We start from the raw sequence: 22,844 nt of genomic DNA on the forward strand, positions 1-22,844 counted from the left end.
TCTTATTTAATTTCCTTATCCAGAATTGACGAATTTTGTTACTTTACAAGTGTCATTTAATATAGGAAGGGGTTTACTAGTGAAAACTTTAAGCTACATAGCGAATGTGATTTTCATCGTTTGTATTCTGGCCGGCTGTTCCAGCAGCTCTAAATTTGATGATGAAACGATTCCAGCTAATCAAGCTCCAGCCGTAAATACGGACGCATTTAGCCACTTGGAAGAAACCTATGATGCACGCCTTGATGTTTTTGCAATTGATACGGGCTCTGGGAAAACAATAGCTTACCGAGAAAATGAACGGTTTGGTTTTGCTTCTACTCATAAAGCTTTATCAGTAGGAGTTTTATTGCTGCAAAATTCTGTTGAAGATCTTAATAAAGAAATCTCCATTACACACGATGACCTTGTCAACTACAATCCGATTACTGAAAAAAACGTAAATACGCAAATGACACTAAAAGAGTTAAGTGAAGCATCTATTAGTTATAGCGATAATGCAGCTGCAAATTTAATATTTGCTGAAATAGGCGGTCCCGAAGGATTTGAACAAGAATTACGAGATGTCGGCGACCAAGTAACAAACTCTACGAGGATAGAGCCAGAATTAAATAATGTAGACCCTAATCAGATTCAAGATACCAGCACACCAAAAGCTATGACAGAAAGCCTGCGAGCTTTTACGTTAGAAGATCACCTATCGTCTGAAAAACAACAACTTCTAATTCAGTGGTTAAAAGGCAATACAACTGGTGACACACTGATTCGAGCTGGCGTACCCGCAGATTGGGAAGTCGGTGACAAATCCGGTGCTGGATCCTATGGTATTAGAAACAATATTGCCATTTTATGGCCACCTGACAGAGAACCAATTGTATTATCTATTATGTCCAGTCGCGATACAGCAGACGCAAAATACGATGATAGTTTGATTTCCACAGCTACTGAAGAAGTTATCACACTCCTTTCTGAAAATGATTAATTCGTTTTGTTCTTCAACTCTAATTCTTAAGACGCCTGAATATCTCGGTTGAGCTATATTTAAAAATCCAAACAGTACTGCATAGAATAGCAGTATCGTTTGGATTTTTCACATCAAAACGTAGTTCTAGAGCACTGACAGATTTGTGTTATAGGAAAGCTATACTAGCGCAACAAGTAATCGGAAACCTCTCGAAAATCATTACTTATTCTTCGTGCGATATTTACCTGACCAAACATTTACTTCATACATCATTTACCAATCCATCCGAATATGGCAAAATAGAACTATTGCTGGAAGATATAGTATGCAAAACTTGTTTCCTCTTACGGCTAATCCGCTGCAAACAACATCTTTGTTATCGCATTATGTATCATAATAATTATAGAGAAGGGCGTGTAACAATGAGTACTATACCTGTAATTATAATCGTTTTTGGTTCGGTATTGGCTTGTGTAACAGTTGCGAAAAAGCTGGAATTCTCTAAATACAAGTCTCAACCTTTCAAGCTGTATCTTGCCCGTGGTAGTATAGCGGCACTGTCATCAGCTCTCTTCGCAATGACATTGTATTATGTTTTAAGCCTTTTCATCCTTTGATTAAGAAAAGGTCTAACGAAAGGAGAACATAATGGAACAATTTTGGCTTATGGCCTTTATTCTTACACTAATTATTATTGGCATTTCCCTGTTATTTAAAAACAAGACTGCAATCATGTTTTTGGTACCATGCATCTTTATGTTGTTAGGCGTTGTTATTCTGATCGTAAGCTTTATCGTCGGTCGATGGACAGGTATGAGCTTAGCTATCATAAGCATTGCTGTCTTTATCGCTTCTGCATTATCGTTAATCGTACTAGGAGTTATAGGTAAGATACGAAACCAGTGATTATAAAACAAAAGGGTAATTCTCAAGATCTGCGCCTTGGAGAATTACCCTCTTTATTAATCAAATTATTTTGCTTACGGATTCGTAGACCAAAGACCTGCAGATTTAATGAATGTACGGCTGTTTAATTTCAGCTGTGCTACGATAAATTCTGCGATATCTTCTGGCTGCATGACTTTTTCCGGATTGCCGTCTGTCAGCTTGTTTTCAACTGCCATATCAGTTGCTACAGTGCTTGGAGTAAGCGCCGTAACACGGATGTTATGCTTGCGAACTTCCATAGCCAATGATTCTGTCAAGCCAAGTACGCCAAACTTCGATGCACTATAAGCGCTTGTAGCAGGCGCTCCTTTTTGTCCTGCTGTAGAAGAGATATTAATAATGTCGCCTGATTTTTGCTCGATCAAGTCTGGCAGCACAACGCGTGTAGCATTATAAACTCCCATCAAGTTAACATCAATCATTTGTTTCCACTCAGCAGGATCTAAATCCATAAAGCCGCCGAACTTAGCGATACCAGCATTATTGATTAAAATATCAACGCCGCCAAGTTCTTCTTTCACCTTTGTAATTGCCGCTGTCACGTCTTCCAGACTAGAAACGTCTGCTGCAGCGTATGCTGTCTTCACTTCTTGAAGAGAATCTGCTACTGTTTTTACGTTTTCTTCTGTACGGCCGATCAAGCCTACATGTGCACCTTCAGCAGCTAAAGCAGTTGCAACCGCGCGCCCGATACCGCGGCCTCCGCCTGTTATGATTACTTTTTTACCTTCTAGCGATTGTGCCATTTATGTATTCCTCCCTTTAATGAAACCTGATTTATAGTAACAGCTTGACTTAAACTCAACAAGCTATTTGCTCACTAGTATCACCAAGTATACAAAAATCACTAGTTTTATTAGCAAAAAAGGATGAGCGATTTTACTCGCTCACCCTTTTTCTAATATTTACTTATCCAAGTTATAGAATGATGCTAGTCCGCCGTAGATGCCGGATGCCTTCAACTCGTCTTCGATACGAAGAAGCTGGTTGTATTTCGCAACACGGTCGGTACGGGATGGTGCACCAGTTTTAATTTGGCCAGCGTTTGTCGCTACAGCGATGTCAGCAATTGTTGCATCTTCAGATTCACCAGAACGGTGAGAGATAACAGCTGTGTAGCCAGCGCGTTTTGCCATTTCGATCGCGTCAAATGTTTCTGTTAGTGTACCGATTTGGTTTACTTTAACAAGGATTGAGTTACCAACGCCTTGCTCGATACCTTGTTTCAAGCGTACTGTGTTTGTAACGAACAAGTCGTCACCAACAAGCTGTACTTTGTCGCCAAGGCGGTCAGTCAATAGTTTGTGACCTTCCCAGTCGTTTTCATCCAAGCCATCTTCGATAGAGATGATTGGGTATTTGTTTGTCATTTCTTCGTACCAGTTAACCATTTCTTCAGATGTGCGGACAACGCCTTCACCTTTTAGGTTGTATTTGCCATCTTCGTAGAATTCAGAAGAAGCAACGTCCATTGCTAGTTTTACTTCCTCGCCTGGTTTGTAGCCAGCTGCTTTGATCGCTTCTACGATTGTTTCTAGTGCTTCTTCGTTAGAAGAAAGGTTTGGTGCGAAACCACCTTCATCACCTACACCAGTATTCAAGCCTTTGCCGCTTAATACTTTCTTCAGGCTGTGGAAGATTTCAGCTCCCATGCGAAGCGCTTCTTTGAAAGTAGGAGCGCCTACAGGCATGATCATGAATTCTTGGATATCAACGTTGTTATCCGCATGCTCCCCGCCGTTTAAAATGTTCATCATTGGCGTTGGAAGCGTTTTTGCATTGAAACCGCCTAGGTATGTGTAAAGCGGTACACCAAGGTGATCTGCTGCTGCATGCGCTACTGCCATGGATACACCAAGAATAGCGTTAGCACCGAATTTACCTTTATTATCTGTACCGTCAAGATCGATTAAAAGCTGATCGATGATTACTTGGCGAGTTACATCAATACCGATCAATTCTGGTGCAATTTTTTCGTTCACATTGGCAACTGCTGTTTGCACACCTTTGCCTAGGTAGCGATCTTTGTCACCGTCACGAAGCTCAACTGCTTCGTATTCACCAGTGGACGCACCACTTGGTACAATTGCAGAACCGAATGCTCCGGATTCTGTTAATACTTCTACTTCAACTGTAGGGTTACCGCGGGAGTCAAGGACTTCGCGTGCATATACGTCAGTAATGTATGGCATTGTTTTATTCTCTCCTCTTATTTTTTAATTAAGCTGCTTCCAGTCATTTCTTCTGGTTTCTTCACATCTAGAAGATCAAGCAATGTTGGAGACAAATCAGCTAGAATACCGCCGCTGCGGAGTTCTGCGCCTTCTTTTGTCACAATAACTGGTACAGGATTCGTTGTGTGGGCTGTCATTGCTTTATCATCCATCGTCACGACCTCATCAGAGTTACCATGATCTGCAGTGATAATAGCATGACCGCCTTTTTCTATGATTTTGTCAACGATCTTGCCGAGGCACTCGTCTACTGCTTCAATTGCTTTTACAGTCGGTTCCAGCATACCGGAATGTCCAACCATATCGGGATTAGCGAAGTTCAAAATAATGGCCTGGTGTTTGTCCTGATCCAAGTCATCAAGCAACGCGTCCGTCACTTCATAGGCACTCATTTCAGGCTGCAAGTCATATGTCGCCACTTTCGGGCTGTCAATCAAGATGCGATCCTCACCAGGAAACTCTTCTTCGCGGCCGCCGCTCATAAAGAATGTGACATGCGGATACTTCTCAGTTTCTGCAATTCGCAGCTGTTTGATGTTGTTTTGGGAAAGCACTTCCCCAACCGTGTTGTCTAAGTTGACCGGTTTGTAAGCTACATCGCCGTCTACTGTTTCACTGAAATTCGTCATGCAGACGAAGTGATTGATTGTCGGCGGATGTTCGCCGCGGTCAAAGTCACGAAAATCTTTGTTTGCGAATGTACGCGAAATCTGGATAGCACGATCCGGACGGAAATTGTAAAAGATGATCGCGTCATCATCTTCTATTTTCGCTACCGGCTCTCCGTTCTCCTCTGTTATAACAGATGGCAGCACGAATTCATCGTAGATTTCATTTTTATAAGAATCTTCAATAACATCATAAGGATTGCTGTAAGCAGGTCCCTCTCCATAAACCATGGCATCATACGCCTTTTCCACACGATCCCAGCGTTTGTCACGGTCCATTGAATAATAGCGACCTGTTAGTGTCGCAATCTTACCAACGCCCAGCTCTTTCATCTTATCTTCTGTTTGATCAATAAATTCTTTTGCACTGCGCTGACCAACGTCACGGCCATCGAGGAAGCCATGAATATAAACTTTCTCTAAGTCATGCTTTTTCGCAAGTTCTAAGAGTGCAAACAGATGCTCAATATGACTGTGTACGCCTCCGTTGGATAAAAGACCGAAGAGGTGCAGACTCTTGTCGTTCTTTTTCGCATGCTGGATAGCTTTCACAAGCACATCGTTATCATAGAAGTCGCCTTCTTTAATGGATTTGTTTACGCGAGTCAGACTTTGATAGACGATGCGGCCGGCACCAATGTTCAAATGTCCTACCTCGGAGTTACCCATTTGACCTTCAGGCAAGCCAACAGCCTCTCCGCAAGCTTCCAATTGGTTATGCGGGTACTTGTTCCAGTAACGGTCAAAGTTTGGCTTTTTGGCATGTTTTACTGCATTTCCCTTTTCCTCATCACGGATACCGAATCCGTCAAGGATAATAAGGGCTGCTAGTTTGTCCTGACTCATTTTGCACCAGCCTCCACAAGCGCTAGGAAGGATTCCGCTTCCAGGCTTGCACCGCCGACTAGAGCGCCGTCGATATCAGATTCAGAAAGTAATTCATCTACATTTGCTGGCTTTACGCTTCCCCCGTATTGGATGCGTACAGCATCAGCTGCTTCTGCAGATACTTTCTCTTTTACAACATTGCGGATAAACGCACAAACTTCATTTGCTTGCTGCGCTGTTGCTGTTTTGCCTGTACCAATTGCCCATACTGGCTCATAAGCAAGAATAAGTTTGCTTACTTGTTCAGCAGAAAGACCTTCTAAGGCTTTCTCTACTTGACCGCCAACAACTTCATTTGTTTTATCAGCTTCGCGCTCTTCAAGCGTTTCACCGATGCAGACGATTGGTGTAATACCATACTGGAAAGCTGCGTGCGTTTTTTTGTTTACAGTTTCATCTGTCTCATTGTAATATTCACGACGCTCAGAGTGACCGATTACAGCATACGTAACGCCAATGCTTTTTAGAGCTGCTGGGCTGATTTCACCTGTAAAAGCTCCGTTTTCTTCATAATGCATTGTTTGAGCTGCGATTTTTAAATCTGTTCCTTCCGTACGTTTCACTAGCTCAGTCAAGTACAAAGCTGGTGCACAAACAATCGATTCCGCTTTGTCGCTGGAAGGAACCTTCGTTTTCGTTGCTTCGATGAATTCCTCTGCTTCAGAAAGTGTTTTATTCATTTTCCAATTTCCTGCGATGACGTTTTTACGCATTTGTTTCCCATCCCTTCGTCTGATTTATTTGTCGTTTAATGCTGCTACACCTGGGAGTTCTTTACCTTCCATGAACTCAAGGCTGGCACCGCCGCCAGTTGAGATGTGATCCATCTTGTCAGCAAGACCGAACTTCTCTACTGCTGCTGCTGAGTCACCGCCGCCGATGATGGAGAAGCCTTCCCCTTCGGCTAATGCTTCACCGACTGCTTTTGTACCGCCAGCAAATGCGTTCAATTCGAACACACCCATTGGTCCGTTCCAGATAATCAATTTAGATTCTTTCACGATTTGCTGATATTTTTCACGTGTTTTCGGTCCGATATCAAGTGCTTCCCAGTCAGCTGGAATCGCATCAATCGCTACTTCTTTTTTATTGGCATCTTCGGAAAAATCATCTGCAACAATAACATCGACAGGCATCACCATATTGACACCTTTGTCTTTCGCTTTTTGCATGAATTTCTTCGCCAAATCGATTTTATCTTCTTCTAGCAAGGATTTACCAATTTCATAGCCTTGTGCTTTCACGAATGTATAAGCAAGACCGCCGCCGATAATTAGATTATCGACTTTATCAAGCAAGTTGTCGATAACACCGATCTTATCTTTTACTTTCGCTCCGCCAATAATAGCAGTAAACGGATGTTCCGGATCAGATAGTGACTTACCAAGAACCTCTAGCTCACGCTCCAGCAATAGACCTGCTACAGCTGGCAAATGCTTTGCTACGCCTTCAGTAGATGCATGTGCACGGTGTGCAGCACCGAATGCATCATTCACATAAACATCCGCCATGGATGCAAATGCTTTAGCAAGTTCAGGGTCATTTTTCTCTTCGCCAGGCTCGAAGCGGACATTTTCAATAAGAAGTACTTCCCCATCAGCTAAATTAGCAATTGCTTCATCTACTTCTTTACCATGCACTTGGTCTGTTTTGCTAACTTCTTTATCTAAGAGGTCACTAAGACGCTGTGCTACCGGATCCAAACGTAATTCGTCCTTCGCTTCGCCTTTCGGACGTCCAAGGTGGCTGGCAAGTATTACTTTAGCTCCTTTTTCGACAAGATGCTTGATTGTCGGAAGGGCAGCCTTGATCCGTGTATCATCAGTTACTGTGCCATTCTCCATTGGTACGTTGAAATCCACACGGCAGAAAACACTTTTGCCGGCTACATCGATATCGCGGATAGATTTCTTGTTCATACTACGCCTCCTCAAATTACTAGTACCTATGTATCTGTTCTTTGTATGTATTCCTCATTGGCAGGATTGCTGCTTGCATTAGCTTACTAACAATCAGCGTATTTAGAAACCAGAAATAAGATAATAAGCAATTGCGCTACAAGGCTAACACAACCTCTTGCGCTCTCTCCCTTATCTTCATTTATAAGTAGTTACTTCCGCCTCTCATTAGGTCTAGCTCCGGAAATTACAGATAAGCAATCGTCCGTCAAGGCTAACACTCCTTTACGACCTCTCTTATCTTTCCGTTTCTACACGGCTTCTCTCTGCCTCTCATATGAATAAACATAAAAGAACAGGCATAGGCCAAAAGGGAGGGAGGTGCTCCCCCCTCCCTTTTTACCATTGCTTATTAGATGCCTTGGCTTTTCAAGAATACAGCCAAATCTACACAACGAGTGGAGTAACCCATTTCGTTATCGTACCAAGATACAACTTTCACCATGTTATCTTCCAATACCATAGTTGAAAGTGCGTCTACTGTAGAAGAGTTTCTGTTTCCGATGTAGTCGGAAGATACAAGCGGCTCTTCAGAGTAGCCTAGTACGTGGCTAAGTTCGCCTTCTGCAGCTTCTTTAAGTGCAGCATTTACTTGTTCTGCTGTTACGTCTTGATCGAATTCAGCAACTAAGTCGATAAGAGAAACGTCTTTAACAGGTACGCGCATTGCAGCGCCGTTCAATTTACCTTTAAGTTCAGGTAGTACCAAAGCTACAGCTTTTGCAGCACCTGTAGTTGTAGGAATGATATTTTCTCCTGCAGCACGTGCGCGACGGTAGTCTTTGTGAGGCATATCGTGAACTTGCTGATCTCCAGTGTAAGCGTGCACTGTGTTTACAAGACCGCGCTTAATACCGAATTTGTCATGAAGTACTTTTGCAACCGGCGCCAGACAGTTAGTCGTACAAGAAGCGTTGGAGATAATTGTGTGTTCAGCTGGATTGTAGCTGCCTTCGTTAACACCCATTACGACAGTAAGGTCTTCGCCTTTAGCTGGTGCAGAGATGATAACTTTTTTCGCTCCTGCTTCAACGTGTTTCTTCGCATCTTCACCATTTGTGAAAATACCAGTAGATTCTACTACTACTTCTACACCAAGATCTCCCCAGCCAAGGTTTGCAGGATCGCGCTCAGAAAGAACTTTGATCTCTTTGCCGTTAACAACTAAGTTAGAGCCGTTAACAGATACTTCTGCATCAAGGATACCGTGTACAGAATCGTACTTTAACAAATGGGCAAGCATATTCGCATCTGTAAGGTCGTTGATGGCAACCACCTCTGCTTGATCGTTAGCAAGCGTCTGACGGAATACGTTACGTCCAATACGTCCAAAACCGTTAATACCAATTTTTACTGTCATGAAAAATTCCTCCTTGTTATAACTAAATTAAAGGGTTATTCTCCCTTTATTAACTGGTTCGCTGCCGCCTCATCCGTTACTAGAATATTATTTCGTCCTAGTTTGAAATAGGAGGCAATTGCACGAGCTTTCGAGGCACCGCCTGCAATAGCTATTACACTTTCCGCTCTATCTAAGTCCTCCAGCTGCAGTCCAACCGTGCGCACACGATGAACAACATTCCCCTCAGCATCAAAGTAATAACCAAATGCCTCACTCACTGCGACACCGCTCTTAATTTGCTCAACAAGCGGCTCAGGCGTTCGTCTTCGTTTCGCCATCGTCATGGCGTCACCGATACCGTGAATAACTATGTCTGAACGGTTGATGATGGACAGAACTTCCTTAACGGAAGGTTCCTCAATAATTGTCTGATAAGATTCTTCCCCGATTGGATCAGGAACATACAGCAGCCGATACTGACTTCGAGCTCGCTTAGCCATCGCAGCACAAATTGTGTTCGCTTCGTTTTCCACCTGCTCACCAATACCTCCGCGTGCAGGTACGAACATCACATTCTCTGCTGTATGGATCGGCGGCATGGCCGCTGCCAGCGCTGCCATCGTTGTGCCTCCTGTAACTGCAACCGTACAATTCGGGTGCAGCATCTTCTCCAGAAGCTGTGCGCAACGTTTTCCCATCTCTTGTTTTACCCAATCCTGGGTGTCACTATCACCGGGGACTACTATACAATTATCTATTCCTAGTGTTTCCCGTACACGCTGTTCCAAAACACTTATTTCAGAGGCTTCGAGCATAAATGTTTTCAATTGCTCGTGAACATCAAGTCCTTCCTCGGTAATCTGCACTCCCTTTGTTGTCGTGTAGATCAATCCTTGGCTTTGCAAGAACTCTATTTCACCTCTTACTACCCGTTCTGCAAGATTCATGTTTTCAGCAAGTGTGCGACGTCCCAGCGGCCCCATCGTTTTGACAAACTGCAGGATAGCGTATCTTCGCTGCATAATTGTCAGCACTTCTGGAAATAGCTTTTTTTGTAGATCAATTATCGATCGCATAACATACCCCTTTTTACCAAAGTTAAATGGGTCAAAAATGTCCCGGTATGCCATATATTGTCCCACTTGCTATAAAAAAAATTCCTCTTGCAAATTCATCATAACAGTAAGACCTCGTACAATCAACTTAAAACTCTTAAAAAAACAATTAATTAATATATTTTTTTAACTTAACAATTTGATAACAGAAAGGCATCGACGTGTGCCGATGCCTTTCTGTTATCGTTATGAGATTGCCGTTTCCGGAACAGCCGCTTTTTCTTTTTTCTCCCATGGACGAGAGCGCCATCTGCGATATGCAAAGATTCCGCGGAACCATTCATCCACGCCCATTGCAATCCAGACACCTAATAATCCGTAACCAAAGGAGACGCCGAGTACATAGCTCAACAGAACGGCAATTCCCCACATACTAATCACACCGATAACAGCCGGGAATTTCGCATCTCCAGCTGATTTAAGTGAGCTCATCAAGACGATGTTCATCGCACGTCCTGGTTCAGTAAAAGCCACTGCCCAAAGAATTGGAATACCAACAGCTAAAATAGCAGGATCAGCCGTGAACATTTGTAAGATTGGTGCACCTGTTAACGCAAAGCCCATGGACACGATAAACGAAGCAACCATAGCTATCTTCAATGTTCGTAATCCGCGTTTCAGCGCCCGGTCATATTGTTTGCCTCCAATATAACGGGATACTAGCAGCTGGGTACCTTCTGCGATAGATAAAGTAAATAAATAGCAAAGCATGGAAATATTATTAATGTACACACGCGCTGCCAGAGAAGCATCACCAAAGTTCGCAACAATTGCAGTAATGACAATTTGCGAATATTGATAAGACAAGTTCTCCGCTGCTGACGGAACACCGATAACAAGGATGTCCTTAATGTCTTGCACATGCAGTTTAATCAAATGTGTACCTGTAAAACGAATTGCCAAGTAGCGATACACAAAATAAAACAGGACAACAACGGCGAAGATACGCGCAATTACAATTGTCCAGGATACACCGACAACACCTGTAATTGGCATCCCAAACAAACCAAATATCGCAACCAAATAACCAAGCACACTCAACACATTCATTAAAACAGCGACAACCATAGATACTTTTGTCCGGCCATTCGCACGAAGAATCGCACTTAGCGTCAAGGACAAAGATTCTAAGAACAGGGAAGCACCGCATATTTGCACAAAGGTGGTCGCGTAAGCAAGCGTATCACCTTTCAAATCGAAGAAACTTAGAAATGCCGAACCAAAAAGGACGACGACAGCAGAAACAATCAAACCGAACCAGAAGTTCATGCCAAAAGCTGTCCGGGCAGTCTGCCGGGCTTTTGCCAAATCTTCTGCACCGAGCTTCTGGCCGATAATAATCATAGAAGCAATTGACGTGACGTTAAAAACCAAAATAAAAATGCTAATCAGCTGATTGGCTACGCCGACTCCGGCAGCAGCTAAATCTGAGTAATGACTCAGCATCAGTGTAGCAACAATACCCATTCCCATATGAAGTGCTAATTCAATAAACAGCGGCCAGGAGATACGAAACAATGTTTGCTCAGAAGCAGTAGAAGTTGGATGACCCAACAGACATTCTCCTTTTCATTAAAATCAAACTCACTCTATATTAATCCTTTTTTCTGGAATGTAAAGGGCTTTTCGCTAATTAATTTAAACATTTTTTTCCGTTTGTATCGGCCTTTTTCACGGCAGCGTTTTCATTTGAATAGACATAACTTATTGAGAAAAGAACTAGATAGGATGGATGCAATTTGCGAATCCCCGCAGCCGATTTAGGCTTAATGACAGAGCATCTGCAATCACATAAAAGCGAGATTAATAAACTTAATCTATACAGAGAGCTAATTACCAATCCTGCCTTAGATGCAATCTTACATTCCCATCTGCAAATGCTGCATATACATTCATCAGTTATGCTAGAGCTAATCAATCCTGCTCGAAGTACGTATGTAACACTCCCTGCCCTTCAATTAAGTGAACAAATGAATTACGGAGGTCTAACGCAAGAGGAGCAAGAGCTGTTACTGGAACTTCGCAGCACCGCTAAAATGATGGGAAATGTGAATTATCAATCAGCACAGATGATGCAAGACAGCAATGTCAGACATGTACATTTACAAATGGCTTATCAAAACAGCATGCTGCAAGATGCATACACCAGACTGCTGCAGCATACCGAAGGAGAACTAATCCCGCTAGCTGACATGACGTCTCAACAGGCTGTTTACAATAAATTCTATATTCCTATGCGCACAAGAACGAGCCTTGGATAAAACAAGATACATTCATCCTAAAAGCGAACAATGACTAAATCCATACTTTTTAAAGCACCCCTCTGATGGCTTCTATCCAACTTTAGCTGTTAATACTTGGATTAAAATGACTTTTGAAGTAGACACTGACAAAGTCAGCGGAGTGTATTTCCGAAGTGATGCTCTCATATTTCCAATGCAAAAAATCCAAACAATGCTGCTTTTAATTGCAGTATTGTTTGGATTTTTCTTACCCTTGCCCTGGCGGTTCCATCTTCCCTGCGCCCCGCTGTATGCGCAAATCTTCAGGCGGCGTTCCATGCATATAAGCAGGTCCCGGCTGCAGAATAGGAATTTTTCCCATCGGCTTTGGTGCTGCATCGTATTCGAATGTTGCTTGTACATCAAGCGTTGGTCCATTTGCCCAGCGACCGCTCTTGCTGTCTTCTCCCTCTGAGAAATTCATAAACGAATAAGACACTTCTTGTTTTTCGGCTTCTTGGTTAAACGTGCTCGGAACAATTGCTCCTTGTGTAGATTCCAATTCTTCAATTGCTGCCATCCACTGATTCTGATGCATCGTATCTCTGGCAATTAAGAAGGAAAGCATGTCCCGGACGCCTGGATCTGTCGTCATTTCATAAAGCCGGCATACTTGCAGACGTCCTTGTGATTCGGCATTCAAGTTCGCCCGAAAGTCTGCCAGCAAGTTGCCGCTGGAAACAACGTAACGTGCTGTCCATGGATACCCTGTACTATCATCCGGTTTGGCTCCTAAACCACCAACAATTGCATGCTGGGGATTCATACCACCTAAAACTGCTTCTACTACGGGATCTTTTGCTGCCTCATCCTGTGTGTGAGCAGGTGCTCCATCAAGCAGCTGTGCAATCATCGTTGCAAGCATTTCCACATGTGCAATCTCTTCTGTCGCAATATCTAATAGCATATCTTTGTATTTTCCTTCTGCACGACAGTTCCAACCTTGGAACATATACTGCATCATGACAGAAATTTCACCGAACTGTCCGCCCAGTACTTCTTGTAATTTCTTTGCATAAACTGGGTCTGGACGCGTAGGTTTCGCATTATATTGCAGTTGTTTGACATGATAAAACATGAATTGACCCCCTAATAACGTTTCCTTTAAGTTGTCCGAACACCTGCAATCTATTCTTCGAGACAGCTGCGAGTAACATCAAAAAACGCCTCCCTCATTCGGAAGACGTTTTTAATGCTAGCTGTTTATCCAATTCCTGTTGCTTTAATTCACGACGCAGAATCTTTCCGCTAATTTGGGTTTTAGGAAGTTCCGCCAGCACCTCAATTTCTCTAGGTGCAGCGTGTGCAGCTAGATTTTTGCGAACAAATAAACGCAGCGATTCAAGCAGATCCTGTGTTTCTTCAAAGCCATCCCGCAGGGTGATAAAGGCTTTCACAATTTCTCCTCGTACAGGATCTGGTTTACCGATAACCCCTGCTTCGGCAACTGCTGGATGCTCAATCAGCTTACTTTCTACTTCAAAAGGACCGATCCGCTCGCCAGAGGAATTGATCATGTCATCATTTCGTCCTTGGAAGAAAACATAACCATCTTCGTCTTTTAATGCAAGGTCTCCGGATATATACCAGCCGGAATAGACAAAATAGCTAGCGAACTTGCCTTTGTCTCCCCAAATATCCTGCATTAAACCTGGCCATGGTGTTTTGACCGCCAGTTGACCAATCGTATTGGCGGGTAATTCATTTCCCTCTTCATCCAGAATTCCAACCTGAATTCCGGGAAATGCCCGCCCCATCGAACCAGGCTTAATCGGCTCAGCAGGCAGGTTTACAATAATATGTCCCCCGGTTTCCGTCATCCACCATGTATCATGAATCCGCAGCTGTAAATTCTCCCAAGCCCATGTGATAACTTCTGGGTTAAGCGGCTCTCCTACACTTAAGATGTGCCGCAAGCTAGACAGATCATAATCTTTGTACAGTTCTCCTTTTGCTTTTAACAGACGAAAAGCGGTAGGTGCACTGTACAGCGTTGTCACTTTCAGTTCCTCGATAATGTTATACCAAGCCTCTGCTTGAAAACGGCCTCCTTGGATGACAATCGTTGCACGATTAAGCCATGGAGCAAACAGGCCATAAACACTTCCTGTTACCCAGCCAGGATGCGAGGTGCACCAATAGACATCTTCATCGTTAATGTCTAATACCCATTTACCAGACACAGCATGATGGACAAGGGAACGATGGGCATGCAGAACACCTTTGGGTTTGCCTGTAGAGCCGCTCGTGTAATGAATCAGCAGCCCATCTTCTTTATCCACCCATTCTACTTCCCCAGAATGAGTCGCATCTGGATTAGCTGCATTGATTTCTTCTATTAAAAGGATTTCTCGCAAGGAAGGAATATCGTCAGATGGCACGCGTTTAATCAAATCTTGATCTGTAATAAGCAATGTTCCTTTACAATCATTGATTCGATCGCGCACGGCGTCTTCCATAAATGCTTCAAATAATGGCCCTGCGATGGCTCCAACACGTATCGCTGCCAAGATGGCTACATAGCATTCCGGGTTTTTCGGAAGAAAGATAAAGACACGATCCCCTTTTTTAACACCATGTGCACGAAGAACCTTTGCATAGTGCTCCACCTTTTGCTGCAGCTGTTCAAAAGACAGACTTTCCTGTAATACACCGTCTTTTACATAATGCAGCGCTGTTTTGCTGCCATATCCTTCTTCCACGTGCCGGTCGACAGCTTCATAAGCGGCATTGCATTTTCCGTTTTTCCTGCTCAGCAACGTTTCTTCCAGCAAACTCCAATCATGTGTATTTAATGCTTGTTGATAACTTGCTAGATTATGCTTTCTGCCCAACTTCGGCGGTAAGGCTGTAGTCATATGCCGGATCCTTCCCTTCTAATAGATCTAGTAAATCTTGTTTCCATTTTCCTAAACTAGCACTACCTCGCGAACGAGGTCTTGATAAGGCAATTTTTAAATCTTTGGCTAAAGTTGATGGTTTCCCTTGCAATAGCAGCACACGATCACTCAAATACAACGCTTCATCAATATCATGCGTTACAAGAACAATTGTCGTGCGGATTTCTTCCCAAATCTTCAGCAGCAGCTCTTGCAGCTGCATCTTCGTGAACGCATCAAGTGCACTGAATGGCTCATCTAGCAAGAGAATATCCGGTTCAGTGACGAGTGCACGAGCAATAGCTGCCCGCTGTGCCATTCCGCCGGATAATTCACGCGGATAGAGCTTCTCTGCTTCTTTTAACCCGACTAACTCCAAATATCGGCGCGCCTTTTCCTCGTTTTCTTTTTTGTCGCCTCTCAGTCCGAAAGTAGTATTCGCTAACACCGTTTTCCAAGGCAGCAGTCTTGGTTCTTGAAAAATGAAACCGATACGCTGACCCGATTCGATTGTAATACTTCCTTCGTAATCTTTATCCAGTCCAGCTAGTGCCCGCAGAACGGTACTCTTGCCGCATCCGCTTGTACCGAGCAGACTCACGATTTCCCCCTGTCCGACAGAGAAATCGACGCCTTGCAATACTTGTTTTTCTCCAAAGCGCCTTCCAAGTGATTGTACGCGCACTGTCATGCTGCTTCCCCCCTTATCATTTTGCTAAAGCTGTATCCTGCCAATGAAGTGATTTTTTCTGAATAAGTTTCAGCACCCAGTCGGTCAGCTTACCTAATAGCGCAAATAAGAAAATACTGGCGATGATAACATCAGGGGCATATGTATTTTGACCAAGAATAAGCAAATACCCAAGACCTTGGCTTGCTCCCATAATTTCTGCTGCAACGACAAACATCCACCCCAGACCAAGACCGCTGCGCAGCCCGGTAAGGAAAGAAGGCAAAGATGCCGGCAAGATAATTCTTCTAACGAGTGCTAAACCATCCAATCCATACATCCTGCCGACCTCAATCAGTTTCCGATCAACGCCGCGGATGCCGTCCACAATGTTCAAATAAACTGGGAAAAATACGCCGACTGCAATTAATGTCACTTTTGACGTCTCGCCAATACCCATCCACAAGATAAAGAGCGGCACCCATGCAAGCGATGGGATAGAACGAAATGCCTGCATCAACGGGTCGAAAATCTTCTCCGCTAGTTCGGAATAGCCGACAAGTGTTCCGAGTAAAATTGCTGCGGCAGTACCAATAACAAAGCCGGCAAACAGCCGATAAACAGTAAGCAGGATATGACTTTGCAGTGTTCCATCTTGCACATAAGCCAGAATGGTAGAAAGAATAGCACTAGGAGCTGGCAGCTGATAGGCAGGAATGATTCCTGCACGGCTCATCATCTCCCAAGCTGCTATTAATAGAATCGGCAGCAGGGAACCGAGCAGTACAGGATGTGTTCGCAGTTTCTTCCACATTAAGCATCATTCCTCCTCTAGTTCTTTTGCGTACTTCGGTTCTACATATGCATCGACTGTTTCCGCTATTGCTTTGCTGCCCTTCCATAAATTCGCTTTCTCAAGAACGGCACCTGACTGGTTCAGGATTTCCTGCTGCACCTCGCCCGGCACTGCTTCAGAGAAATCATTTCGTTCCAGCTGTTTTACGGCAACTTCTTGGCTAATCCCAGCTTCATTAGCCAGTATCTCTGCTGTCTCTTCCGGATTTTCGTCAATCCATGCTCTTGCCTTGTTATAAAGCTTTAATACTTCTTTTACTTCTTCCGGGTGATTCTCAGCAAATTCTTCTCGAACATTCAAGAAATTGTACGTATTGAAATCTGCATTCCGATAAAATAGCTGCGCATCATTTTCTAACTCAAGTTTTGCCATGTGCGGATCAAGCCCTGCCCAGGCATCTACGTCACCAGAAAGCAAAGCACTCGCTCCGTCTGCATGCTGCAGATTTACAATTTGGACATCCTGTTCTTCCAGACCGGCATCTTGCAATGTGCGCTGAAGGAATATATATGGATCTGTTCCTACCGTAGCTGCAATCTTCTTCCCTTTCAGGTCAGCTGGATCCGTAATCTCACTATCTTTTGACGTCACCAGTGCTGTCCATTCTGGTTTAGATGCTAAGTAGATACCTTGGATCGGATTGCCATTTGCTTTAGCTAACAAAGCTGCACTGCCTGCAGTAGAGCCGAAATCCACACTATTGCTGTTGAGGAATTCCAGCGCCTTATTGCTGCCTTGACTGAGCGTCCATGTCACTTCAATGTCTTGATCCTTGAACGCTTCTTCCGCCCAGCCTTTGTTCTTTATGACAAGACTAGCTGGTGAATAATAGGCATAATCTAAACGAACTTGCTTTAAATCTCCCGAAGCGCTGCCGGCATTTCCGCATGCTGCCAGGAAAATGATGAGAAACAAACTGATTATCGCTAACAGACTTCTTTTATCAATAACTGGGATTTTACTCATCAACACCAACCCCATTTTGCTTAGCTTCACCTGTGTACGTACTGATTGTTCCGCGAAGGCGTTGCGCTTCTTTGTAAGTGCAGCGATTGTGTACGACTTCTAATCCAGCTTCACGAGCAATTGCAGCTGCTTCTTGTGAAACGACACCTTCCTGTAACCAAAAAATAGCTGGTCGAACGTCTGCCGCTTCTTTTGCCAGCTCTACTGCTGCCTCGGGGCTGCGGAAGATCTGCGCGATATCAATTTTCTCTGGTACGCTTGTAAGATCCGGATAAGCCGTTTCGCCTAACACCGCAGTTTCTGCCGGATTAACCGGAATGATTTTATACCCCAGCCGCTGCATCTTTCTTGCCAAGCGGTGACTAGGGCGCTGCTCTTTACTGCTCAGACCAACCACTGCAATTGTTTTTTGTCGACCATCAGCATCTGTATCACTGCCGAGCGCTTCACGAATAACTGCTTCGTCATTGATAACAATCTCACGTGATTCAGAGCGGATACCTGTCGCCTTCTCCAAGGCACGGTCCAAGTCATGAATTAAATCATCTACTGATTCAATCCCAACCGACAAACGAACCAATTCTTCTTTTACTCCTGTTGCTGCTAATCCTTCGGCATCCAGTTGCTGGTGTGTAGTGGATGCAGGGTGAATAATCAAGGACTTTGCGTCTCCTACGTTAGCTACGTGGGACCAAAGCGCGACATGATTAATAAGTGTAGCACCCGCTTCTTTTCCGCCTTTAATACCAAAGTTGACGATGGATCCAGCACCTGTCGGAAGCACTCTTTTCGCTATTTCGTATGCAGGATGGCTGCTAAGTCCTGGATATGCAACCCAATCAACAGCTGGATGCTGCTCTAAGTAGTTCGCCAGTTTTTCTGCGTTTTGCACATGACGCTCCACACGCAGATGCAACGTTTCCAACCCTTGAATGAGCTGCCATGCATTAAACGGACTGAGCGCAGCACCTAAATCTCGCAGCAATTGCACGCGTAACTTCGTGCTGAAAGCAAGTGTGCCGAAATCGAATGCATAGCGGATACCGTTATAGCTTGGATCCGGTTCAGTAAATGTCGGAAATTTCGGTGAATTCCAATCAAACCTTCCTCCATCCACAATCAATCCGCCAATAGAAGTCCCGTGACCGCCAATCCATTTTGTGGCACTATGGACTACAATGTCTGCGCCAAGTGTAATTGGCTTGCTTAGAATTGGTGTAGCAAAGGTGCTGTCCACAATAAGCGGAATACCCGCATCATGTGCTACTTCCGCAACTGCTTCTACATCAAGTACATGCAAACTCGGATTGCCGATAATTTCGGCAAAAACAGCTTTTGTTTTATCGGTTATCGCTTTGCGGAATGCCTCTGGATCGGTTGGATCGACAAACTTCACTTGAATTCCATAGCGAGGAAGCGTTGTTTGGAACAAGTTATACGTTCCGCCGTATAAGTTGGCAGCAGCCACGATTTCATCACCGGCACTTGCCAGATTCAATATGCTATAGCTGATTGCTGCCATTCCGGAAGCAACTCCAACAGCAGCGACCCCGTCTTCCAACAATGCAATTCGTTTTTCCAGTACATCTACGGTCGGATTTCCAATACGAGAGTAAATATTGCCAGGCTCATCCAAAGCGAATAAGCGCTCTGCGTGGTCTGTGTCATGGAACAAGTACGAAGTCGTCTGATAAAGCGGTACCGCTCTGGAACCTGTTGTCGGATCTGGTGCTTGACCGCCATGTAATGCTAATGTCTCTGCTTTGTATACGGAATTTGTCATTTTGTCATTCCTCCAATTTTTATCGTAATGAAAAAAGCAGCTTCGGATAAGAAGCTGCTCTTTAGGCATTAAACTTCTTATCTTTCAAACTTTTGCTTGCTGGATGTAGCACCTTCTAAGCATTACTGCTTGCAGGTTGCCGGGCTTCATCGGACCAGTCCCTCCGCCTCTCTTGATAAGCTATTATGAAATTTTCATTGGCTGCTGAAGCACTTCTCGAATATGATGTCCCCATTTCTCAAACTCGAGCAGAAAACCATCATGTCCGTAAATCGTATCAACGCATACATGTCGTCCTTCAGGAACTTCTGCTGTAAACGCAGCAATGTCCTCTGATGGGAATAAAAGATCCCTTGAGAATCCGAAGGTCAATACAGATGCCTTCACTTTGCTGGCAGCAGCCTTCCATCCGCCTCTGCCTCTGCCAATGTCATGACTGTTCATTGCTTGCAATAATGTTAGGTAGCAGTTAGCATCAAATCGGCTGACAAGCTTTTCGCCTTGATGATTGAGATACGATTCAACTTCAAATTCACTGTTAGTTCCAGAGGATGCCGCACGGCGGAAGCGTTCATTGTATTGATGATCAGATCGGTACGTGATCATGCCGATCATCCGCGCAATTGCCAGTCCGGCAGCTGGCTTCTTGTCTGCCGTATATTTGCCATTATTCCAATCAGGGTCAGAGATAATAGCAGACTTGGCAATGTGATTATAAGCCATTGCGTAATCACTCACATAAGGTGTTGCTGCTAGCGGGATGAGTACATCCATAAACTCAGGGTACATAATGCCCCACTCCAACACCTGCATACCGCCCAGTGACCCGCCAATTACTGCTCGCAAATGGGTAATTTTCAGTTTGTCTAAGACAAGGCGCTGGACATTCACCATATCCCGAATCGTAATCTGCGGAAAATCCGCCGCATACACTTGATCATTTACAGCATTTCTTGATAAAGAACTTGTCGTCCCATTACATCCGCCTAATACATTGCACGCTATTACTTGGTACGTACTCGTGTCAACATATCCGCCGGACTGAAGCAATCCGCTCCACCAGCCAGGCTCAGATGCAGTACCTTTTGCAAACTGATCTCCTGTGAGTGCATGACAGATTAACACTGTTTCTGCGTCTGATGGGCCGCTTCTTTCATAGGCTACTTCTACACCCGAGAGGCATTCACCTGATTCAAGCTTCACATCTCCAATGTTGATTTTGCCTGCATAATATGACTGTGCAGTCTTCATTTCAGTACGTTTGCCTCCCATCAAATAAAAAAGCCACCCTGAGAGGACAGGGTGGCATATGTACCGTCATGTCTCTCTCATCTCTAAAGTGTGTGTACACTTTCAGGAATTAGCACCTTAGAAGCATTGCTGCTTATAGGTTGCCGGGCATCGTCGGGCCAGTCCCTCCGCCTCTCTTGATAAGAGTTCTATTTATTTGTTAAGAGGATTGTAGCATGAGTTTTTTTCATCGTCAACTATGTATTCTGAATTTTTTGCCAGAAAAAAATGTTCTATAATTTGGACGCCCCGCATCGGCAGCTGCCAATGCGGGGCTAAAATGTAACTTTTCTATTGTTAGTGGAGAATGCTTTCTGCAAACTCCTGCCGCGGTACTTTTTTCTACATGGTAGTTTTACTTATACGATACAATCCCTACCTCTATTGCATCCTCACGGCTCCAAGGCCGCTCCAGTCTGAATAAGTACTTCTAATTAAACTATAGCAGAACGCCAGAGATCTTCGCGTAAGTTACTTAAAAACGAAGACGTAAACTATTCTATCACGCTTTACAATAAATGTAAAGCCTATCATGCAGCATCTCTCCGCAGCTACTATGCTATTCCCTTTTCCTCCGCTTCCAAACCAATTCTAATTCAATTTTTTTAGCACCACCCCCTTTTCGTAACTTTATATGACAGAAATGCTGAAAACACTCACATAACTTGGTCAGAAATATTCACGTAAGATAACCTCACAAGTTTGTTACATTTTTTCGTCTGGCACTTATAATGAGAAAAGATTCAAATTTTCAAACAATTAAAGAAAACACAGGGGGTAGAGAAAATGGATATGGCTAACACGGTATTCATGTTTGTCGCAACTGTACTTGTATGGTTGATGACACCAGCACTTGCACTCTTCTATGGCGGTTTAGTAAGAAGTAAAAATGTACTGAGCACAGCGATGCACAGTTTCACGACACTGGCGATAGTCTCCATCATTTGGATTGTGGTTGGCTTTTCCCTGGCCTTCTCACCAGGTAACGGAATTATTGGCGGATTAGAATATTTCGGATTGAATAACGTTGGGTTTGAACCTGCGGAAGGTCACACAATTCCTTTTAACTTATTTATGATGTTTCAGATGACATTCGCTATCCTGACAACAGCAATCGTGTCTGGCGCCTACGCCGAACGTATTCGTTTTCCAGCATTCATTTTATTCACAGTACTTTGGGTTCTCATCGTTTATTCACCGCTTGCACACTGGGTTTGGGGCGGCGGCTGGATTGCAGAAATGGGCGCACTTGATTTTGCGGGCGGGAACGTTGTCCACATTTCATCTGGTCTTGCTGGCTTGGTTGTCGCACTCGTTATCGGCAAACGAAAAAATGCCGGCGCTACCGCACCACATAACCTTATTTTCACGTTAATCGGCGGTGCACTGCTTTGGTTCGGCTGGTTTGGATTTAATGTCGGAAGTGAACTAGCTTTTGATGATGTAGCAATGTATGCCTTCATAAATACGAATACAGCAGCTGCATCTGGTGTACTCGGCTGGATGATTATTGAATGGGCTGTGAACAAAAAGCCGACTTTACTGGGAGCTGTATCTGGTGCGATTGCTGGTCTTGTCGCCATTACTCCAGCGGCCGGGTTTGTATCACCGATTGCCAGCATTCCAATCGGCTTTATCGGCGGCATCGTCTGCTTCTGGGGCGTTGGCTGGCTGAAAAAGAAACTAGGCTATGACGACGCCTTGGATGCCTTCGGATTGCATGCAGTCGGCGGCACATGGGGCGGTATTGCAACTGGTTTGTTCGCCAGTGACTCCATCAACGCCATTGTCACAAATAACGGTCTTTTCTACGGCGGCGGAATTGATTTATTATGGAGACAGGTAGTTGCTATTATTGCAACCTACATTTTTGTCGGAGTGGTTACATTCATCTTAATCTCCATTGTGAATCTTATCTTCAAAGCACGTGCCACAGAAGAAGAAGAAGCAAAAGGTTTGGATCTTACCATGCATGGCGAACGCGCTTATCAGGATTAACCT

General features: G+C 44.1%; 19 protein-coding genes and 2 riboswitches. Of the genes, 4 read left to right on the forward strand and 15 right to left on the reverse strand.

Going from position 1 to position 22,844, the window contains the following annotated elements:
• The first annotated feature begins 79 nt into the window (after positions 1-79).
• Both bla and KS242_RS12785 read left to right on the forward strand, forming a co-directional pair.
• On the forward strand, positions 80-982 hold the full coding sequence (bla, locus tag KS242_RS12780) for a class A beta-lactamase (protein ID WP_254391704.1): 903 nt from the start codon (positions 80-82) through the stop codon (positions 980-982).
• A gap of 630 nt (positions 983-1,612) precedes the next feature.
• Positions 1,613-1,870: a YesK family protein gene (locus tag KS242_RS12785; protein WP_217321680.1), complete on the forward strand. Its 258-nt coding sequence runs from the start codon at positions 1,613-1,615 to the stop codon at positions 1,868-1,870.
• A gap of 74 nt (positions 1,871-1,944) precedes the next feature.
• Here KS242_RS12785 and KS242_RS12790 read toward each other — a convergent pair whose 3' ends face one another.
• From KS242_RS12790 to KS242_RS12825, 8 genes are all read right to left on the reverse strand, one after another.
• Positions 1,945-2,658, reverse strand: a complete 714-nt coding sequence (locus KS242_RS12790; protein ID WP_217321681.1) for a 3-ketoacyl-ACP reductase — start codon at positions 2,656-2,658, stop codon at positions 1,945-1,947.
• Positions 2,659-2,817: 159 nt separating this feature from the next.
• On the reverse strand, positions 2,818-4,104 hold the full coding sequence (eno, locus tag KS242_RS12795) for a phosphopyruvate hydratase (protein ID WP_097039724.1): 1,287 nt from the start codon (positions 4,102-4,104) through the stop codon (positions 2,818-2,820).
• Positions 4,105-4,121: 17 nt separating this feature from the next.
• The gene (gpmI, locus tag KS242_RS12800; protein WP_217321682.1) at positions 4,122-5,660 is read right to left on the reverse strand and encodes a 2,3-bisphosphoglycerate-independent phosphoglycerate mutase; all 1,539 of its coding nucleotides are present in this window, start codon (positions 5,658-5,660) and stop codon (positions 4,122-4,124) included.
• The gene (gene tpiA, locus KS242_RS12805) at positions 5,657-6,415 is read right to left on the reverse strand and encodes a triose-phosphate isomerase (RefSeq protein ID WP_217321683.1); all 759 of its coding nucleotides are present in this window, start codon (positions 6,413-6,415) and stop codon (positions 5,657-5,659) included. The genes gpmI and tpiA overlap by 4 nt, the downstream gene beginning before the upstream one ends.
• 24 nt (positions 6,416-6,439) lie before the next feature.
• Positions 6,440-7,621, reverse strand: a complete 1,182-nt coding sequence (gene pgk, locus KS242_RS12810; RefSeq protein WP_217321684.1) for a phosphoglycerate kinase — start codon at positions 7,619-7,621, stop codon at positions 6,440-6,442.
• Positions 7,622-8,012: 391 nt separating this feature from the next.
• A complete protein-coding gene (gene gap / locus KS242_RS12815) occupies positions 8,013-9,020 on the reverse strand; it encodes a type I glyceraldehyde-3-phosphate dehydrogenase (protein WP_217321685.1) in 1,008 nt (335 codons plus the stop codon).
• Between the two features lie 35 nt (positions 9,021-9,055).
• Positions 9,056-10,078, reverse strand: coding sequence for a sugar-binding transcriptional regulator (locus tag KS242_RS12820; RefSeq protein ID WP_217321686.1), 1,023 nt, complete (start codon positions 10,076-10,078; stop codon positions 9,056-9,058).
• Positions 10,079-10,303: 225 nt separating this feature from the next.
• Complete coding sequence (locus KS242_RS12825; RefSeq protein WP_254391705.1) at positions 10,304-11,671, reverse strand: MATE family efflux transporter; 1,368 nt, start codon at positions 11,669-11,671, stop codon at positions 10,304-10,306.
• A gap of 185 nt (positions 11,672-11,856) precedes the next feature.
• On the opposite strand from KS242_RS12825, the gene KS242_RS12830 reads away from it, so the two are divergent.
• Positions 11,857-12,378: a hypothetical protein gene (locus tag KS242_RS12830; protein ID WP_217321687.1), complete on the forward strand. Its 522-nt coding sequence runs from the start codon at positions 11,857-11,859 to the stop codon at positions 12,376-12,378.
• A gap of 229 nt (positions 12,379-12,607) precedes the next feature.
• Here the strand turns inward: KS242_RS12830 and KS242_RS12835 are convergent, their stop codons facing one another.
• From KS242_RS12835 to metX, 7 genes are all read right to left on the reverse strand, one after another.
• Entirely contained in the window at positions 12,608-13,477 is an 870-nt protein-coding gene (locus tag KS242_RS12835) for a manganese catalase (protein ID WP_217321688.1), read from the reverse strand.
• 94 nt (positions 13,478-13,571) lie between these two features.
• Positions 13,572-15,257: an acetate--CoA ligase gene (gene acsA / locus KS242_RS12840; RefSeq protein WP_217321689.1), complete on the reverse strand. Its 1,686-nt coding sequence runs from the start codon at positions 15,255-15,257 to the stop codon at positions 13,572-13,574.
• Entirely contained in the window at positions 15,217-15,969 is a 753-nt protein-coding gene (locus tag KS242_RS12845) for an ABC transporter ATP-binding protein (protein ID WP_217321690.1), read from the reverse strand. Before KS242_RS12845 ends, acsA begins: the two co-directional genes overlap by 41 nt.
• Before the next feature lie 16 nt (positions 15,970-15,985).
• Positions 15,986-16,762: an ABC transporter permease gene (locus KS242_RS12850; RefSeq protein ID WP_217321691.1), complete on the reverse strand. Its 777-nt coding sequence runs from the start codon at positions 16,760-16,762 to the stop codon at positions 15,986-15,988.
• Positions 16,763-16,768: 6 nt separating this feature from the next.
• Positions 16,769-17,770, reverse strand: coding sequence for an aliphatic sulfonate ABC transporter substrate-binding protein (locus tag KS242_RS12855; protein ID WP_217321692.1), 1,002 nt, complete (start codon positions 17,768-17,770; stop codon positions 16,769-16,771).
• Entirely contained in the window at positions 17,763-19,553 is a 1,791-nt protein-coding gene (locus tag KS242_RS12860) for a PLP-dependent aspartate aminotransferase family protein (protein WP_217321693.1), read from the reverse strand. Before KS242_RS12860 ends, KS242_RS12855 begins: the two co-directional genes overlap by 8 nt.
• Positions 19,554-19,627: 74 nt before the next feature.
• Positions 19,628-19,735, reverse strand: a riboswitch (SAM riboswitch).
• A 1-nt stretch (position 19,736) separates the two neighbouring features.
• Positions 19,737-20,804, reverse strand: a complete 1,068-nt coding sequence (metX, locus tag KS242_RS12865) for a homoserine O-acetyltransferase MetX (RefSeq protein WP_217321694.1) — start codon at positions 20,802-20,804, stop codon at positions 19,737-19,739.
• 74 nt (positions 20,805-20,878) lie between these two features.
• Positions 20,879-20,990, reverse strand: a riboswitch (SAM riboswitch).
• 639 nt (positions 20,991-21,629) lie between these two features.
• Here metX and KS242_RS12870 point away from each other — a divergent pair.
• On the forward strand, positions 21,630-22,841 hold the full coding sequence (locus KS242_RS12870) for an ammonium transporter (RefSeq protein ID WP_217321695.1): 1,212 nt from the start codon (positions 21,630-21,632) through the stop codon (positions 22,839-22,841).
• Positions 22,842-22,844: the final 3 nt, after the last annotated feature.

This window comes from Terribacillus sp. DMT04, from assembly GCF_019056395.1.
Taxonomy (GTDB): domain Bacteria; phylum Bacillota; class Bacilli; order Bacillales; family Amphibacillaceae; genus Terribacillus; species Terribacillus aidingensis_A.

Bases quoted from the DNA above. Each gene is read 5' to 3' on its own strand.
- eno (WP_097039724.1), bottom strand. From the start codon at position 4,104: ATGCCATACATTACTGACGTATATGCACGCGAAGTCCTTGACTCCCGC.
- tpiA (WP_217321683.1), bottom strand. From the start codon at position 6,415: ATGCGTAAAAACGTCATCGCAGGAAATTGGAAAATGAATAAAACACTT.
- KS242_RS12835 (WP_217321688.1), bottom strand. From the start codon at position 13,477: ATGTTTTATCATGTCAAACAACTGCAATATAATGCGAAACCTACGCGT.
- KS242_RS12860 (WP_217321693.1), bottom strand. From the start codon at position 19,553: ATGACAAATTCCGTATACAAAGCAGAGACATTAGCATTACATGGCGGT.
- KS242_RS12790 (WP_217321681.1), bottom strand. From the start codon at position 2,658: ATGGCACAATCGCTAGAAGGTAAAAAAGTAATCATAACAGGCGGAGGC.
- KS242_RS12870 (WP_217321695.1), top strand. From the start codon at position 21,630: ATGGATATGGCTAACACGGTATTCATGTTTGTCGCAACTGTACTTGTA.
- pgk (WP_217321684.1), bottom strand. From the start codon at position 7,621: ATGAACAAGAAATCTATCCGCGATATCGATGTAGCCGGCAAAAGTGTT.
- KS242_RS12845 (WP_217321690.1), bottom strand. From the start codon at position 15,969: ATGACAGTGCGCGTACAATCACTTGGAAGGCGCTTTGGAGAAAAACAA.
- KS242_RS12850 (WP_217321691.1), bottom strand. From the start codon at position 16,762: ATGTGGAAGAAACTGCGAACACATCCTGTACTGCTCGGTTCCCTGCTG.
- KS242_RS12855 (WP_217321692.1), bottom strand. From the start codon at position 17,770: ATGAGTAAAATCCCAGTTATTGATAAAAGAAGTCTGTTAGCGATAATC.
- metX (WP_217321694.1), bottom strand. From the start codon at position 20,804: ATGAAGACTGCACAGTCATATTATGCAGGCAAAATCAACATTGGAGAT.
- KS242_RS12820 (WP_217321686.1), bottom strand. From the start codon at position 10,078: ATGCGATCGATAATTGATCTACAAAAAAAGCTATTTCCAGAAGTGCTG.
- KS242_RS12785 (WP_217321680.1), top strand. From the start codon at position 1,613: ATGGAACAATTTTGGCTTATGGCCTTTATTCTTACACTAATTATTATT.
- acsA (WP_217321689.1), bottom strand. From the start codon at position 15,257: ATGACTACAGCCTTACCGCCGAAGTTGGGCAGAAAGCATAATCTAGCA.
- gpmI (WP_217321682.1), bottom strand. From the start codon at position 5,660: ATGAGTCAGGACAAACTAGCAGCCCTTATTATCCTTGACGGATTCGGT.
- gap (WP_217321685.1), bottom strand. From the start codon at position 9,020: ATGACAGTAAAAATTGGTATTAACGGTTTTGGACGTATTGGACGTAAC.